Below are 16,141 nucleotides of genomic sequence, written 5' to 3'. Positions count from 1 at the left end.
CATCCCGCATCACACTGACAGTTCGTCAGATCATCGGCTCGCGAAGCCTTGACGCGGGCACGACGGGGTTGCTTCGCTGTCCTCGCTCACTCAGCACCGCCCCCACGCGGAAGCCAACGAGCGTCAACTTGCCGTGGCCCACGGGTGGCGGGCGGACTCCGCACACCCAGCCATGGAGGACCGTTGAGCACCATCAGCACCCTGCGGGTCGGCGCGGTCGGCGCCGTCCTCGCCCTGGTGATGGGCGCCGCCGCGCAGACGGCGAGCGCCCGTTCCGAGTCGCCGCCGCAGCCCGCCCGGGCCCATTCCGCCGCCCACTCCGCCGTCCAGGCCGTCGAGGAGGAGACCGCGCGGGCGGTCGCCGCCTCGCTCGGCGACTCCGCCTGGCGGGACGGCCTGCGGGCCACCGCCCGGGGCGGTACCGAGATCGACCTGGCCGCGGCGGCCGCGCACACGCCGGGCGCCGCCGCCCGCACGCTGGCCGCCTCGGTCGCCGAGGGCAACACCCGCGTCCTCGCCGCCAAGGGCCTGGACGCCGCGACCGGCCCGCTGCTGCGGCTGCGGCTCGGCGACCCGTCGATGCGGGCCGCCCTGGACGCGGGCACCGCCCCCTGGGTCGCGGCCGCCCCGGCGAGCGACCGGGCGACCACCCTCACCGCGTACGACAGCCGGGGCCGGGCGCACACCCTGGCCGCCGCCGAGGTGCCGGAGCAGCCGATATACCTGGTCGACATCGACGTCACCCGGGCGCTGGCCGGCGGCGCCGAGATCCTCCGCCGCACCCTGGGCGGCACGGCCGCCGTACGGCCGCAGGCCGCCGCCGCGGACGGCTGGTGGGGCACGAAGATCGACGCGATCGAGGTGTCCGACGACGAGGAGCCGTGGTTCAAGGGCGCGGCCGAGATGTACGCCCTGGTCACCGGCTTCGGCACGGACGGCAAGGTGCGGGTCGACCCGGTCGACATGCCGTACCTGGACTACGACGGCACCGTGTACCGGCCCAACCAGATCCTGGTGAACTGGTCGAACTACAAGTACAACCTGGCCGACGTGGTGCTGATGGAGGAGGACGGCAGCACCAACTACCAGGCGCTCGCCAAGGCCATCGCGGCCGTGCTGCTGACCATCACCGACCAGGGCGCGTACATCCCGCTGGTGAACGCCGTGCTCGACGCCATCCCCACCGAGTGGTGGACGGACGACCCGGACTACGTCGACTCCTGGTACACCCTCGCCCGGACCTCCTCGGGCCGGCTGAACGGCGCCCGCGCCAACGGCTGGATGAGCGTCTCGCCGTACTGGGTGTCCGCCTTCTGATCCTGCCCGGATCGGCAGCAATTCCCGTTGAAATGTGGACAGATCGGATAGATTGGTCCACGGAACACCTGGCCGCCCCGCGCGAGGCGGGGCGGCCGGGCCCCACGACGAGGGACGAGGGAGTGCTGCTCTGATGGCCCAGCAGGTACGGGGTGTGATCGCACGGTCCAAGGGTGCGCCGGTCGAGGTGGTGACGGTGATGGTGCCCGACCCGGGGCCGGGCGAGGCCGTGGTGAAGGTCCAGGCGTGCGGGGTGTGCCACACCGACCTGCACTACCGCGAGGGCGGCATCAACGACGAGTTCCCCTTCCTGCTCGGCCACGAGGCCGCGGGTGTGGTGGAGGCGGTCGGCGAGGGCGTCACCGAGGTCGCCCCGGGCGACTTCGTGATCCTCAACTGGCGTGCGGTGTGCGGCCGCTGCCGGGCGTGTCGGCGTGGCCGCCCCTGGTACTGCTTCGACACCCACAACGCGAAGCAGCGGATGACGCTGACCGACGGCACCGAGCTCTCCCCCGCGCTCGGCATCGGCGCGTTCGCCGAGAAGACCCTGGTCGCGGCAGGCCAGTGCACCAAGGTCGACCCGGCCGCCTCCCCCGCCGCGGCCGGCCTGCTGGGCTGCGGCGTGATGGCCGGCCTCGGCGCGGCGATCAACACCGGCGGGGTGGGCCGCGGCGACTCGGTGGCAGTGATCGGCTGCGGCGGCGTCGGCAGCGCGGCCGTGCTCGGCGCCCGGCTGGCTGGCGCGGCCCGGATCATCGCGGTCGACGTGGACGGCCGCAAGCTCGCCGCCGCGCAGAAGCTCGGCGCCACCCACACCGTCGACTCCTCCGCCGCGGACGCCGTCGAGGCGATCCGCGAGCTGACCGGCGGCCACGGCGCGGACGTGGTCATCGACGCGGTCGGCCGCCCGGAGACGTACCGGCAGGCCTTCTACGCCCGTGACCTGGCCGGCACCGTCGTGCTGGTCGGCGTGCCCACCCCGGAGATGCGGCTGGACCTGCCGCTGCTGGACGTCTTCGGCCGCGGCGGCGCCCTCAAGTCCTCCTGGTACGGCGACTGCCTGCCGAGCCGGGACTTCCCGCTGCTGATCGACCTCTACCTGCAGGGCCGCCTCGACCTGAACGCCTTCGTCAGCGAGACCATTCCGCTGGACGGCGTGGAACAGGCCTTCGAGCGGATGCACAAGGGCGAGGTCCTGCGATCGGTGGTGCTGTTCTGATGACCGTCCGCATCGAACACCTGGTCACCTCGGGCGAGTTCAGCCTGGACGGCGGCACCTGGCAGGTCGACAACAACGTCTGGCTGGTCGGCGACGACGAGCAGGTACTGGTCATCGACCCGGCCCACGACGCCGAGGCGGTCGCGGACGCCGTCGGCGACCGGCGGCTGGTCGCGATCGTCTGCACCCACGGGCACAACGACCACATCAACGCCGCCCCCGAGCTCGCCGCCCTCACCAACGCCCCCGTGCTGCTCCACCCCGAGGACGCAGTGCTCTGGCATCAGACCCATCCGGGCTGCAAGCCGGACGCCGACCTCGCCGACGCGCAGACCCTCACCGTCGCCGGCACCGAGCTGGCCGTGCTGCACACCCCCGGGCACAGCCCCGGCGCCGTCTGCCTGTACGCGCCCGCCCTCGGCACGGTCTTCAGCGGCGACACCCTCTTCGCCGGCGGCCCCGGCGCCACCGGCCGGTCCTTCTCCGACTTCCCGACGATCATCCGCTCGATCGACCGGCGGCTGCTCGTCCTCCCCCCGGAGACCGTGGTCCGCACCGGCCACGGCGACTCCACCACCATCGGCGACGAGGCCCCGTACCTCGAGGAGTGGATCGCCCGCGGGCACTGACGGGCCCGGCCCGGAGGGCAAGGAGGACGGGGAGCGGGGAAGACGAAACGGGAGGCGCCGCGATGGTCCGCCGCGGTGCCTCCCGTGCATGCGTGCGGGGGCCGGCCGCGGTCGCGGGGCACCCCCGTGCGGCGCCGTCCGGATCACGAGCGGCGCCGCCCGTCGTGAGCCTGCCGCACCCGGGGTGCGGGCCGGAATCCGGAGCCCGGATTCCACGGATACGCAATCAATCCGCGGCGGCCCGCGGCACCGCCGTGAGCTGCTGGCGGGAGCGTGCGCCGGTCTTCTGCAGGGCCCGCGCGACATGCTGCTCGACCGTCCGCGGGGACAGGTGCAGGGCGGCGGCGATCTCCCGGTTGGTCATCCCGGCGCCGGCCAGCTGCGCGACCTCCTCCTCGCGGGGGGAGAGCAGGTCCCCGTAGGCGGGGCGGCCGGGGCCGCGGCGGTCCTCGGGCGGCCTATGACCGCGCAGTTCGGCCCTCGTCCGGGCGGCGTCCCAGGTGGCGCCGAGCGCCTCGAAGGCCGCCGCGCTCTCCGCGAGCACCTCGACCGCGTCCTCCCGGCCGGCGCCGTCGGCCGCGAGGGCGCAGCGGGCGGCCGCCGCCGCGGTGAGGGCCGCGTGGTACGGGCGCGGCAGCGCCCGGTAACCGTCGGCGGCGCGCTCGTAGTGGGTGCGGGCGGCCCCGTGGTCGCCGGTGGCCTCGGCGAGGGCGGCCCTGGTCCAGTGCAGGGCGGCGTCGGCTGAGGGGGCGTCCCGGCCGTCGAGGCCGGCGGCGAACTCGGCGGCCATCTCGCGGGCCGCCGCGGCGGCGCCGGCCCGGGCGGTGGCCTCGACGGCCCAGGGGGCGAGTTCGGCGGCCCAGGCCCAGACGCCCTTGGCGCGCAGCCTGTCCCAGGCAAGGGCGGCCTCGGCCGCGGCGGCGGCGGTGTCCTCGCGGGCGAGGGCGAGCCGGATCAGGGCGCCGGAGGCGGCGGCGGAGAGGGGGACGGGTCCGTGGTCGCGGTCCGGGGCGTCCGGACCGGAGAGGTACTCCTCGGTCTCCGCCCAGGCGCCGCGGGCGAGGGCGAGCAGGCCGAGGACGAGCCGGGCGTCGGAGGCGATGAAGGGCATGTCGCCGGCTTCGGCGACGAGGGCGCCGGCCCGGCCGGCGAGTCCGGCCCAGCGGCCGGTCGCCCAGTCGAGGACGAGGGTGCAGCCGCGGCCGGTCTGTTCGGCGTAGGAGGCGCCGCTGCGGGCGGCCAGGGCGACGCCCTCGCCGAGCAGTTCGCGGGAGCGGTCGTAATGACCGATCCAGACGGCGGCGTCGGCGGCGTTGCACAGGCCGCGGGCGGCCTGCTGGCGGACGGCGACGGGTTCGCCGTCCCGGGGCAGCGCGTCGACGAGCGGCCAGGCGGCGGGGTCGCCGATGTTGAGCAGCACGCTGACCCGGTTGGCGGCCACGGCGGCCTGCACGACGGGGTCGCCGACCCGTTCGGAGACGACGAGCGCGCGCTCGATCCAGGCGACGTTCTCGGCGAGCGGGGCGCCGGGCCAGTACGGCATCGACAGGGCGGACATCGCCCGGGCGAGCAGCACGGGCTGCTCCTGGAGCTCGCCGACGGCGCGTTCCAGTTCGGCGAGGCCCTCGGTACAGCGGCCGATCTGGTTGCAGAGCAGCAGGCCGAGGTCGAGCCGGATCTCGCCGCGCAGGGCGGGCGCGAGTCCGCGGTCGGCGACGATGTGCTGCAGCACGGCGAGGGTCCGGTCGGAGCGCAGGCCCATCACGGCGGAGCGGGCGAGCAGGGTGACCAGGCGGGAGCGGGCGTGCTCGGGCACCGGGCCGGTGGCGAGCGCGGACTCCAGCAGGGCGACGGCGCGCTCCAGGTCGCCGCTGTCGGCGTGCCGCCGGGCGGCCCGTTCGACGGCGTGCAGCCAGCCGCGTTCCCGGCCGCAGGCCCGCCGGTGTTCGGCGACCCGTTCCCAGGGGACCGGCTGCCGGCGCACCAGCAGGTCGGCGGCCCGGCCGTCCAGCTCCTCCCGGTACGGGCCGGCGAGGCGCTCGCGGACGGCGGCGGCCGCGAGCGGCGCCCGGAGGCCGTACCGGCCGTCGCCGTGGTCGTGCAGGGCGGCGGTGCGCAGCGCGGCCTGCAGGGCGGTGCGGGCGGTGTCCGGGGCGAGGCCGGCCACCTCGGCGAGGTCGGCGGCCGTGGCGGGCTCGTCGAGGACGGCCGCGGCGTGCACGACGGCACGCTGCTGCGGGGGCAGGGCCGCGGTGCGGCGCAGGGCGAGGGCGGCGAGCCGGGGCGGTGGCGCGAACGCGGCCGGCGGTGGGCCGTCCTGGGCGGCGAGCAGGTCGAGCACGTCGGCGACGGTCTGGGCGGTGCCGCCGGTGGCGCGGTGCAGCCGGTCGGCGAGGTCGGGCGGGCAGCGGTCGGGGCCGAGTGCGGCGGCGGCCGCCTGCCGGATCTCGTCGGTGCCGAGCGGTCCGAGTGCATGGCGGACGACGGTGAGTGCGGCGGCGTACTCGGTGTCCGGTCCGAGCGGCAGGCCGGGTTCGGCGAGTTCCTCGGGCCGGTGGGCGAGGACGCAGGAGAGGCCGGCCGGCGGGTCGGCGAGCAGGGCGCGCAGGGCCGCGAGGCGGTCCTCGTCGGCGCGGTGGACGTCGTCGACGAGGAGCAGGGCGGGTCCGCCGGCTGGTTCGACGGCCCTCGGGTCGGTGCGGACGGGCACCGGCACGGTGCGGGCCAGCCGGTCGAGGAGGCGGCTCTTGCCGGTGCCCGCCTCGCCCTCGACGAGCAGCAGCACGGGCCGGGCCGCGCCGCCGGCCGTCCAGGGCCGGGCCAGCAGGCGCCGCAGCGCGTTCTCGTTCAGTGCGTCCACATCCGCCACCCGTCGGAGTTCACCGGATCGCCCGGTGTTCTTTGCGTATCCGTACTTCAGTCTCCACTGATTGCCGCGACCTTGAGGATGCGGGCAGCGTGGTCCGGGTCATGGCCTCGCGGCCCGTGGGTCGGCGGGGGCCGCCGCCGATGCCGCCCACCGCGCAGGCAGGAGCCCCGCGTGAGCAACTCGATCTCTTCCAGACCCGTCGCCCTGGCCGTCGCGCCGGACGATCCGCCCCGGTCCGCCCGTCTCACGGCCTCGGTGTCACTGCCGGCCGTGCCGGAGTCGGTGCCGCGGCTGCGCCGCACCGCGCGGGCGCTGGTGCGCAACCGACGGCTCTCCGCGGACGTCGCGGAGGCGCTCTCGGTGATCGTGACGGAGCTGGTGACCAACGCGGTGCTGCACAGCGGCAGCGCGGACGTGTCGGTGCTCTTCGAGGTGTGCGACACCGCCCTCACGGTACGCGTCCGGGACTGGGGGCGCTGGCGCGAACGGGCCGCCCCGCGCTGCGAACCGGCCGACGTGGACGCCGCGTTCGGCCGCGGACTGGACCTGGTGGACGCCTTCGCGGTGGACACCACCGTGGTCCGGACCGCCGAGGGCACCCTCGTCGAGGCCGTGATCGCGCTGTAGCGGCCCCGGCCGCACGCAAAGAACCGTCCAAATCTGTGGCATGCCCTCTTCAATCAGGGGGTGGTTGGCTGTCACGCTTCTCTCGGCCTCGCGACCGGCGGGCCCCGATCCCCGTCGGTCGTCAACGTGCCTCTCGTACGGGCAGGTTGACCCCTCGTCCGGCACGGGAGGGTCCCCTACCCGAAGAGGATCGATGAGAAGCACCCTTCTCCCCCTGGCTGCCGCGGGCGCGCTGCTCGCAGCCGCCGGCGCGGTGGCGAGCGCCGCACCGGCCACGGCCACCGCGGCCTGCACCCCGGCCCAGGTGGTCGCCAACGGCGGTTTAGAGTCCGGTAGTTCACCCTGGTCCGCGTCGAGCGGGGTGATCACGAGCGGCGGCGGGCAGACCGCGCACGGCGGCAGCTCCTTCGCCTGGCTGGACGGCTACGGCTCCTCCCACACCGACACGCTCTCCCAGTCGGTGACCCTGCCGACGGGCTGCACCTCGGCCACGCTGAGCCTGTGGCTGCACGTGGACACCGCCGAGACCACCGCCGCCACCGCCTACGACAAGCTCACCGCGAGCATCGGCGGTACCACGCTGGCCAGTTGGTCCAACCTGGACGCCCGGCCCGGCTATCTGCAGAAGTCCTTCGACGTGTCCTCCTTCGCCGGCCGGACGGTGACGCTCTCCTTCACCGGCACCGAGGACTCCGGGCTGCAGACCAGTTTCGTGCTGGACGACATCGCCCTGGACGTCTCCGGCGGCGGCACCCCCACACCGACGCCCACGCCCACCCCGACACCGACGCCCTCCCCCACCGGCACCCCGTCGCCGGACGGCACCCGGACCCCGGCCGCCCCCGCCTACACCGTCTCGCTCACCAGCGACGCCTCCGGCGCGTCCTGGACGGGCCACGAGAGCGTCTCCTTCACCAACGCCTCGGCCACCCCGCTCTCCGAGGTGTACCTGCGGCTGTGGGACAACGCGCACGGCAGCTGCCCGAGCACCCCGATCACCGTCACCGGTGTCACCGGCGGCACCGCCTCCGCGCTCTCGGTGTCCTGCACGGCGATGAAGGTGACCCTGCCGGCGCCGCTCGCGCAGGGGCAGAGCGGGACGGTCGGCTTCGACCTCGGCATCACGGTGCCGAGCGGCGCGGACCGGTTCGGCCACGACGGCGCGTACAACTTCGTCGGCAACGCGCTGCCGGTGCTGGCCGTCCGGGACGGCGCGGGCTGGCACCTCGACCCGTACACCAACAACGGCGAGTCCTTCTACTCGCTGGCGGCGGACTTCGACGTGACCCTCGACCACCCGAGCGGGCTGCTGGTGCCGGCCACCGGCACCTCGGTGGACACCCCGGGCGGCTCGGGCCGCACCGTCACCCGGGCGACCGCGAGCAAGGTGCGCGACTTCGCCTGGGGCGCCGGACCGTTCACGAAGATCAGCGGCACCTCGTCGGCGGGCGTGAAGGTCAACGTCTACTCGGTGAGCGGGATCTCCTCCGGTGACGCCCAGTCGATGCTGACCACCGCGAAGTCGGCGGTGGACGCGCACGCGCAGCGCTTCGGCGCCTACCCGTACGCCGAGCTGGACGCGGTGATCGACAACAGCTTCTGGTTCGGCGGCATGGAGTACCCGGGCTTCGTGCTCGACCTGGTCTCCACCACGGCGCTCACCCACGAGATCGCGCACCAGTGGTTCTACGGGATCGTCGGCGACGACGAGTACACCAGCCCGTGGCTGGACGAGTCCTTCACCGACTACGCCACCGACCTGGCGCTCGGCAAGACCGGGTCGGGCTGCTGGAGCAGCGTCTCCTGGTCCTCCTCGGCCGAGAAGATCACCGACTCGATGGCGTACTGGGACGCGCACTCCTCGCGCTACTCCACCGTCGTCTACACCTACGGCAAGTGCGCCCTGCACGACCTGCGGCGGCAGATCGGCGACAGCGCGATGAGCACGCTGCTGCACGACTACGCCCAGTCGCACTGGTACGGGGTGAGCACCACCGCCGAGTTCAAGGCGGCGGCGCAGGCCGCGGCCGGCACCGATCTGACCTCGTTCTGGAGCCAGCACCGGATCGAGGGCTGAGGGCCGGACAGCCGCCCATGGCACCGGGCACCCCCGCGGAGGGGGCGCCCGGTGCTCCGCCGTTCGAGTGAAACGAAGAGCCTCAGGCCAGCAGTTTCGCCTTCGCCTTCTGGAACTCCTCCTCGGAGATGGCGCCGCTGGTCTTCAGTTCGGCGAGTTTGGTCAGCTGGTCCGCGTGGCTCTGGCCCGAGCCGCCTCCGCCGCCCTCGGCGGTCGCCCGGCGGACGTACGCCTGGAACGCCTCGTCCGTCCGCTGCGCCTGCTCCAGATCGCGCTCGGCCATCGAGCCGCCGCGGGCGATCAGGTAGACCAGCACGCCGATCAGCGGCAGCAGGATGACGAAGATCGTCCAGCCGGCCTTGCCCCAGCCGCCCATGTCCTTGCTGCGGAAGATGTCTGTGATGATCTTGAAGAGCAGGAAGAACCAGAGGATGAAGACGAAGAGCTCCAGCATCGTCCAGAAGAGGTTGAGCAGCGGGTAGTCGTCCATGGCACTCCCGTCCCAGCCGTTCGCCGGTCGTCCGGCGGGCTGTCGGTCCACGGCGGCGCCCCCGCGCCGCCCGCCCCAGCCGTCCGGTCCGGACAGGGGACAGAACGAGTCATACCACCGCACAACGCCCGCGGCATCGGCGTATCGGCCGGTCGGAGGGCCCGGCGTGAGCCGGCGGGGGTCGCGGGGGCGCAGCGGCGGGCCGGTCCGCGGGTCACGCCCCGGCAAGCGTGCGGTCACGATTCGGCCCACCGCGTCCACCTGGCGGAGCAGTCCTTGTGCGGGCCGGTCGGATGATTTTGACTAGCGGCGCTAGTTAAGTCGACGAGGGAGCGCCCGTGAGACCACCCGCCCTGGCTCCGCCCGCCGCCGCACCGACTGGCCCCGTCCGGCCGCACCGGCTGCGCGGCCTGCCCGAGGAGCCGCCCGCCCGGCGCCCCGTCCGCTCCCGGGCCGACACCGAGGCCGAGCAACTGCTCTGCCGCACCGCCGCCTACCTGCTGCGCGACGTCGACGGGCTGGCCCGCGAACTCGTCGCGCAGATCAGCGAACGGGAGCCCGCCTACCCCGCCACCATCGGCCCCGAGGAGCTGCGGCTGGAGGTGCGCACCTCGCTGGAGAGCTCCGTGCGCACCCTGCTCGACCCGGCGGGCACCTGGGAGGCCGCCCGGCTCTGCTCCTGGCAGATCGGCGCCCGCCGCGCGCAGCGCGAACTCCCATTGGACGCCCTGCTGCACGCCTTCCGGCTCGGCGGGGAGCTGGTCTGGCGGCGCCTGGTGGATACCGCCACCCGCCGCGAGCCCGACCACGCCCACCTGCTGCTGCACAGCGCCGCCGGTATCTGGAGCTTCGTCGACGAGCACTCCGACCTGATCACCCAGGCCTACCGGCTGGTCGAGAGCCAGACCGCCCGCGAGCACCGCGAACGCGCCCGCGCCATGGTGCAGGCCCTGCTCGACGGCGCCACCCGGATCACCGACCTGCCCACCGTCGCCGCCGCGCTCGACCTCCCGGAACGCGGCCGGTACGCGGTCGCCGCGCTGGCCGGACCGGCCGGACCGCCCCGGCACCCCGCCGAGACCGCGCCGCCCGCCGACCCGCCACCGGGCGTGCGGATCATCCGGCACCGCGGCACCGACGGCGAGCACGCCCTGCTGCTGCTCGGCGACGCCGGACCCGCCGACGTCGCCGACTGCCTGGGCCACCACCGGGGCGCCCGGGTCGGCATCGGCACCGTCGTCGAGGAACTCGGCGAGATCGGCGCCGCCCGGCACGCCGCCGACATCGCGCTGCGCACCTGCACCGCCGACGGCGACGTGGCCCTGCTGCACGAGCGGCTGCCCGCCGCCCTCGTCGTCTCCCTCCCGGGCTTCGGCTCCGCGCTCGTCGACCGGGCCCTCGGCCCCGTCCTCGAGCTCGACCACCAGGACCGCGAGTCGATGCTCAGCACGCTCGCCGCCTGGCTGGACAGCGCCGGCTCGGCGCAGCGGGCCGGCGCCCGGCTGTTCTGCCACCGCAACACCGTGCTCAACCGGCTGCGACGCTACGAGCAGTTGAGCGGGCGCAGCCTCAACCACCCGCGCGCCCTCGTCGAGTTGTCGCTCGCGCTGGACGCGCACCGGCTGCTGTCGGCCTGACCGAAGGTACCTCCGCCGGTACCGCCACCCGGGCCGTCCTGATGCCCGGGCGGCGGTACCGCAGCGCACTCTCCCCGATCCGCGGCCCCGCGTGCCCGCCGCGCCGCCGGTACTGGTCGACCTCACAACGCGGCCCGCCGCCCACTGTGCAGCCGCAACACGTGCCCGCCGCGCCATGGACCGCCGATCGGCCGCCGTGGTGTCCTGCCGCTCCCAGAACCGGGCAGACGCCCTCGTCGCCCGAGCTTCCCACCCTCCCGAGCGGCCGTGGCCCCGTGTGTGCCGGCCCGGTGCTCGGACGCAAGGAGCACCATGAGCCCACCCGAGCGGTCGAGCACGCTCACCGTCGAGAATCTGCACGTCGCCTACGGGCGCGCCGTCCAGGCGCTGCGCGGGGTCTCCCTGGACCTCCCGGCCGGACGGATCGTCGCCGTCCTCGGCGCCAACGGGGCCGGCAAGAGCACCCTGCTGCGGGCCGTCTCCGGCACCCTCGGCCTGCACCGGGGCGCGGTCACCGCCGGCACGGTGGCGGTCGGCGGCCTGCCACTCGGCGACGACCCGGCCCTTGCGGTGCGCGCGGGGGTCGTCCAGGTGCCGGAGGGCCGGCGGGTGTTCGCCGACCTCACGGTGGAGGAGAACCTCCGGGCGGGCGAGCTCGGCCGGGGCCGCCGGGACGCCGCCACCCGACGGGAGGCCCGCGAGCGGGTCTTCGCGCTGCTGCCGGTGCTGGCCGAGCGCCGCCGTCAACGGGCCGGGCTGATGTCCGGCGGCGAACAGCAGATGCTGGCGATCGGGCGGGCCCTGATGGCGGATCCGCGCGTCCTGCTGCTGGACGAGCCCTCGCTCGGCCTCGCCCCGCGGATGGTCCGGCAGATCGGCGGGATCGTGCGGGAGATCAACCGGCAGGGCACCTCGGTGCTGCTGGTCGAACAGAACACCGCGATGGCCCTCGCGGTCGCGCACCGCGCGCTCGTGCTGGAGAACGGACGCGTCCGGCTGGAGGGCGCCGCCGAGGAGCTCGCCGCCGGCGACGAGGTCCGCCGGCTCTACCTCGGCGCGGCCCCGCAGGACGGGCCGGCGGACACCGGCCCCCGTCCGGCCGCCCCCGCGCTGAGCCGGTGGACGGCATGACCGCCCGGCTCACCGTCCGCGACCTCACCGTGCGGTTCGCCGGCCTCACCGCGCTGGACGGCGTCTCGTTCACCGTCGAACCGGGCACCGTGCACGCCCTGATCGGCCCGAACGGCGCCGGCAAGTCCACCTGCTTCAACGTGCTCTCCGGCGTGTACCGGGCGGCCTCCGGCAGCGTCGACTACGACGGCCGGGAGCTGACCGGGATGCCGCCGCACGCGATCGCCGGGCTCGGGGTCGCCCGCACCTTCCAGAACATCGTGCTCACCGCGGGCACCGTCGCCGACAACCTGATGCTCGGCCGGCACCGGCTCACCCGGGCCGGCTTCGCCGCCACCGCGCTGCGGCTGCCCGCGGCCGTCCGCGAGCAGCGGCGGCACCGCGAACGGGCCCGCGAGATAGCCGAGTTCCTCGGCCTCGGCCGGCACTTCGACCAGCCCGTCGGCCCGCTGCCGTACGGCCTGCGCAAGCGGGTGGAGATCGCCCGGGCGCTGTGCACGGAACCCGGACTGCTGCTGCTCGACGAGCCGGTGGCCGGCATGAACCCCACCGAACGGCTGGACATGGCCGGCACCGTGGCCGCGATCCGCGAGTCGCTCGGCATCTCGATCCTGCTGGTCGAGCACGACATGGGGATGGTCATGCGGCTCGCCGACACCGTCACCGTCCTCGACTTCGGCCGCCGGATCGCCGACGGCACGCCCGAGGCCGTCCAGCAGGACCCGGCCGTCGTCCGCGCCTACCTCGGACAGGAGGAACCCGCATGACCAGGTTCGCCGAGACACTGCTCGACGGCATCGCCCTCGGGTCGGTGTACGCCCTTGTCGCACTGGGCTTCACGATCGTCTTCAAGGCCTCCGGCGTGATGAACTTCGCGCACGGCTCCGTCCTGCTGCTGGGCGGCTGGACGATCACCGCCACGCACTCCGCGGTCGGCTTCCCGCTCGCCGTGCTGCTCGGAGCGGCGACCGCCGCGGCCGCCTCCGGACTGCTCCACCTGCTCACCGCCCGCGGGGTGCGCGGGGCGGGCGCGCACGTCGCCACCATCCTCACCATCGGGGCCGACCTGGTGCTGCTGACCGCGCTGGCCCGCGGGATCGGCGCCGACTACCTGGCCACCGGGGACCCGTGGGGCTCGGCCGTGGTCCGGATCGGCGGCGTGCACGTCGCGGAAGCCCGGCTGGCCGGGATCGCCGTCTGTGTCGCGCTGATCGGCGCGTTCTTCGCCGCCTTCCGCTGGACCCGCTGGGGGCTGGCGATGCGGGCCGCCTCCGCGGACGAGGAGGCCGCCGCGCTGATGGGCGTCCGGCTCGGCCGGATGCGGCTGACCGCCTGGTGCGCGGCTGGCGCGCTCGCCGCCGTCGCCGTGGTCTTCCTCGCCGCCTTCCCCTCCCCCGGCCTGGACCGCTCCACCGGCCAACTCGCCCTCGCCGCCTTCCCCGCGGCGATCCTCGGCGGCATGGACTCGGCCGCCGGCGCGCTCGCCGGCAGCCTCGCCATCGGCCTGGCCGGCGCCCTCGCCACCGGCTACCAGGACGCGCTCGGCGGACTCGGCGAGGGCCTGCCCGGCATCGCCCCCTACCTGGTGATGCTGCTCGTCCTGCTGGTGCGGCCCGCCGGGCTTCTCGGATCGAAGGAGACCGCCCGTGTCTGACCTGTTCACCGGTCGCCGCGCGGCGGCCGCCGGCGGGGTCCTCGTCCTGCTCGCCCTGCCGTTCTACGTGGACGGATTCTGGCTGCAGAGCGGGCTGTTCGCAATGGCCGCGGCCCTCGGCGCGATCGGGCTGAGCCTGCTCACCGGCACCGCCGGCCAACTCTCGCTCGGCCACTCCTTCTTCCTCGCCGTCGGCGCCTACGGCTACGTCTGGCTCTCCGGCGACACGGGCGGCAGCGGCCCGACCCGGCTGACCGGGCTCGGCCTGCCGCCGCTGCCCGCCTTCGTCCTCGCGGTCGCGCTGGCCGGCGCCGCGGGCGCGGTGTTCAGCCCGATCGCCGGCCGGCTGCGCGGCATGTACCTGGGCGTCGCCACCATCGCGCTGGTCTTCCTCGGCCAGCACGTGATGCTCAACTCCCGCAGTGTCACCGGCGGTTTCAACGGCCGGTCGGTCGAGCCGATGACACTGTTCGGCTTCTCGTTCAGCGACGCCTCACCGCGTGGCCTGGCCGTGCTCGGCGTGCCCTTCGGCGGCGTCGAACGGCTCTGGTACTTCGGCCTGGCGCTGGTCGCGATCGGCCTGTTCACCGCACGCAACCTGCAACAGGGCCGCCCCGGGCGGGCGTTGGCCGCACTCCGGGACAGCGGCACGGCGGCCGCCGTGATGGGCGTGCCGGTCGCCCGGTACCGCTGCGCCGCGTTCACCGTCTCCTGCCTGTACGCGGGGGCCGGCGGCGCCCTCACCGCACTCGCCTTCAAGCGGGTGGTGCCCGACCACTTCGGGCTCGCCCTGTCGATCGACTTCCTCGCGATGATCGTCATCGGCGGGCTCGGCTCGGTCGGCGGCGCGGCCGCCGCGGCCGTCCTGGTCTCGCTGCTGCCGCAGGTGCTCACCGTGTACGCGGACCGGCTGCCGCTGATCGCCCCGGCGGGCTCGGACGCCTTCGGCGCCACCCCCGGCGAGGCCGCCCGCTACCTGTACGGCGCCGCGATCGTCCTGATCCTCACCCTCGCCCCGGGCGGACTGGCGGGCCTGGCCCGCGACCGCCTGCGGCCGGCCCCGGCCGCCGCCCCCGCAGCCCCGGCGGCCGCCCCCGTACCCGTCTCCCGCACCGCCACCCGTCCCTCGCCCGGCAAGGAGCCGACCCCGTGACCGATTCCGTGACCGACCGCAGACTCCGCAGATCCGCCGCCGCCCTCACCGTCCTCGCACTCGCCGCGACCGGCTGCAGCATCAAGACCGACACCTCCTCCGACCGGGTCGGCAGGGACGGGGTGAAGATGGGCCCCGGCGTGACGGAGACGACCATCACCCTCGGCGCCCTCACCGACCTCAGCGGCGTCTACGCCTCGCTCGGCAAGAGCATCGTCAACGCCCAGCAGCTGTGGGTGGAGCAGACCAACAAGGTCGGCGGCATCTGCGGCCGGAAGGTCGAGATCAAGGTCAAGGACCACGGCTACGACGTGCAGAAGGGCGTCGCCGCCTTCGCCGAGATCGAGCCCGACTCCGCGATGCTCACCCAGGTGATCGGCTCGCCGGTGGTCGCCGCGCTCAAGCAGGAGATCGCCGGCAAGAAGATCCTCACCCTGCCGCTCGGCTGGTCCTCCACCCTGCTCGGCCAGAACTACATCCAGGTGGTCGGCCCCACCTACGACATCGACATGATCAACGCGGTCGACTTCCTGACCCGGAAGGCCGGACTCACCGCCGGCGACGCGATCGGCCACGTCTACTTCGAGGGCGAGTACGGCGAGAACGCCCTCGCCGGCTCCAAGTACGCGGCGGACAAGCAGGGTTACCGCATCGTCGAGCAGAAGATCAAGGCGACCGACACCGACCTCGGTGCCCAGGTCACCGCGCTCAAGCAGGCCGGGGTGAAGGCGATCCTGGTCAGCGCCGGGCCCAAGCAGGCCGCCTCGCTGGTCGGGCTGGCCGCCGCCCAGGGCCTCACCGTGCCGGTGGTCGGCAGCGCGCCCAGCTTCGCCCCCCAGCTGCTGGACAGCGCCGCCGGGCCCGCCCTGGAGAAGATGTTCTACCTGATCAGCGGCTACCCCGCACCCAGCTCCGACACCTCCCGGATGCGCCAACTGGTGCAGGACTACCGCGCGAAGTACCCGGACGCGCCGGTCGACAGCGGCGTGATCAGCGGCTGGGTGTCCGCCCAGGTCGCCGCCGAGGCGCTGACCAACGCCTGCAGCGCGAGGGACCTCACCCGGGAGGGCATCGTGGCCGCCCACCGTAGCCAGAAGGCCCTCAACGTCCTGGACGTGCCGCTCGACTTCACCGACGCCGCCAAGCCCTCGGCCTACGGCTCCTTCGTCCTCAAGCCCGCCAAGTCGGCCACCGGCGGCCTGGTGGTCGCCGAGCCGGCCCACGAGGTCGCGGCCACCCGCGGCTACCCGCTGCCCAAGGGCTGAGCCCGCCCGGCAGGATCCGAGAGTGAGGGCCCGGCCCCGGGGCGAATGCCGCCCCGGGGCCGGCCCGCCGTCC

At 74.7% G+C, this 16,141-nt stretch carries 13 protein-coding genes; 11 read left to right on the top strand and 2 right to left on the bottom strand.

The window, feature by feature from the left end; genetic code table 11:
• The first annotated feature begins 183 nt into the window (after positions 1–183).
• The 3 genes from AB0P35_RS00370 to AB0P35_RS00360 all read left to right on the top strand — a co-directional run bounded on the left by AB0P35_RS00370 (position 184) and on the right by AB0P35_RS00360 (position 3,165).
• Positions 184–1,317 carry a DUF3103 family protein gene (locus tag AB0P35_RS00370; RefSeq protein ID WP_363504320.1) on the top strand — a complete coding sequence of 378 codons (1,134 nt, stop codon included), beginning with the start codon at positions 184–186 and terminating at the stop codon, positions 1,315–1,317.
• Between the two features lie 133 nt (positions 1,318–1,450).
• A complete protein-coding gene (locus tag AB0P35_RS00365) occupies positions 1,451–2,536 on the top strand; it encodes an S-(hydroxymethyl)mycothiol dehydrogenase (RefSeq protein WP_363504317.1) in 1,086 nt (361 codons plus the stop codon).
• Positions 2,536–3,165 carry an MBL fold metallo-hydrolase gene (locus AB0P35_RS00360; RefSeq protein ID WP_363504314.1) on the top strand — a complete coding sequence of 210 codons (630 nt, stop codon included), beginning with the start codon at positions 2,536–2,538 and terminating at the stop codon, positions 3,163–3,165. Before AB0P35_RS00365 ends, AB0P35_RS00360 begins: the two co-directional genes overlap by 1 nt.
• A 226-nt stretch (positions 3,166–3,391) precedes the next feature.
• Here the strand turns inward: AB0P35_RS00360 and AB0P35_RS00355 are convergent, their stop codons facing one another.
• Complete coding sequence (locus AB0P35_RS00355) at positions 3,392–6,034, bottom strand: helix-turn-helix transcriptional regulator (RefSeq protein ID WP_363504311.1); 2,643 nt, start codon at positions 6,032–6,034, stop codon at positions 3,392–3,394.
• A 171-nt stretch (positions 6,035–6,205) separates the two neighbouring features.
• On the opposite strand from AB0P35_RS00355, the gene AB0P35_RS00350 reads away from it, so the two are divergent.
• Together AB0P35_RS00350 and AB0P35_RS00345 are read left to right on the top strand one after the other, a co-directional pair.
• On the top strand, positions 6,206–6,661 hold the full coding sequence (locus tag AB0P35_RS00350) for an ATP-binding protein (RefSeq protein WP_363504308.1): 456 nt from the start codon (positions 6,206–6,208) through the stop codon (positions 6,659–6,661).
• Between the two features lie 193 nt (positions 6,662–6,854).
• A complete protein-coding gene (locus tag AB0P35_RS00345; RefSeq protein WP_363504305.1) occupies positions 6,855–8,738 on the top strand; it encodes a M1 family aminopeptidase in 1,884 nt (627 codons plus the stop codon).
• An 82-nt stretch (positions 8,739–8,820) separates the two neighbouring features.
• Here the strand turns inward: AB0P35_RS00345 and AB0P35_RS00340 are convergent, their stop codons facing one another.
• Positions 8,821–9,228, bottom strand: a complete 408-nt coding sequence (locus AB0P35_RS00340) for an SHOCT domain-containing protein (RefSeq protein ID WP_095872466.1) — start codon at positions 9,226–9,228, stop codon at positions 8,821–8,823.
• Positions 9,229–9,566: 338 nt separating this feature from the next.
• Here AB0P35_RS00340 and AB0P35_RS00335 point away from each other — a divergent pair, with 338 nt between their 5' ends.
• The 6 genes from AB0P35_RS00335 to AB0P35_RS00310 all read left to right on the top strand — a co-directional run bounded on the left by AB0P35_RS00335 (position 9,567) and on the right by AB0P35_RS00310 (position 16,068).
• Positions 9,567–10,865 carry a helix-turn-helix domain-containing protein gene (locus tag AB0P35_RS00335; RefSeq protein ID WP_363504302.1) on the top strand — a complete coding sequence of 433 codons (1,299 nt, stop codon included), beginning with the start codon at positions 9,567–9,569 and terminating at the stop codon, positions 10,863–10,865.
• 312 nt (positions 10,866–11,177) lie between these two features.
• Positions 11,178–11,996, top strand: a complete 819-nt coding sequence (locus AB0P35_RS00330) for an ABC transporter ATP-binding protein (protein WP_363504299.1) — start codon at positions 11,178–11,180, stop codon at positions 11,994–11,996.
• Entirely contained in the window at positions 11,993–12,763 is a 771-nt protein-coding gene (locus AB0P35_RS00325; protein WP_095875343.1) for an ABC transporter ATP-binding protein, read from the top strand. Before AB0P35_RS00330 ends, AB0P35_RS00325 begins: the two co-directional genes overlap by 4 nt.
• Positions 12,760–13,650, top strand: coding sequence for a branched-chain amino acid ABC transporter permease (locus AB0P35_RS00320; protein ID WP_363504296.1), 891 nt, complete (start codon positions 12,760–12,762; stop codon positions 13,648–13,650). Before AB0P35_RS00325 ends, AB0P35_RS00320 begins: the two co-directional genes overlap by 4 nt.
• Position 13,651: 1 nt before the next feature.
• Positions 13,652–14,803 carry a branched-chain amino acid ABC transporter permease gene (locus AB0P35_RS00315; RefSeq protein WP_363504949.1) on the top strand — a complete coding sequence of 384 codons (1,152 nt, stop codon included), beginning with the start codon at positions 13,652–13,654 and terminating at the stop codon, positions 14,801–14,803.
• On the top strand, positions 14,800–16,068 hold the full coding sequence (locus AB0P35_RS00310; RefSeq protein WP_363504293.1) for an ABC transporter substrate-binding protein: 1,269 nt from the start codon (positions 14,800–14,802) through the stop codon (positions 16,066–16,068). Before AB0P35_RS00315 ends, AB0P35_RS00310 begins: the two co-directional genes overlap by 4 nt.
• Positions 16,069–16,141 lie beyond the last annotated feature (73 nt).

This window comes from Kitasatospora sp. NPDC085879 (assembly GCF_040686255.1).
In the GTDB taxonomy this organism is placed as follows: Bacteria; Actinomycetota; Actinomycetes; order Streptomycetales; family Streptomycetaceae; genus Kitasatospora.
This window is presented reverse-complemented; position numbering and strand designations above follow the sequence as displayed.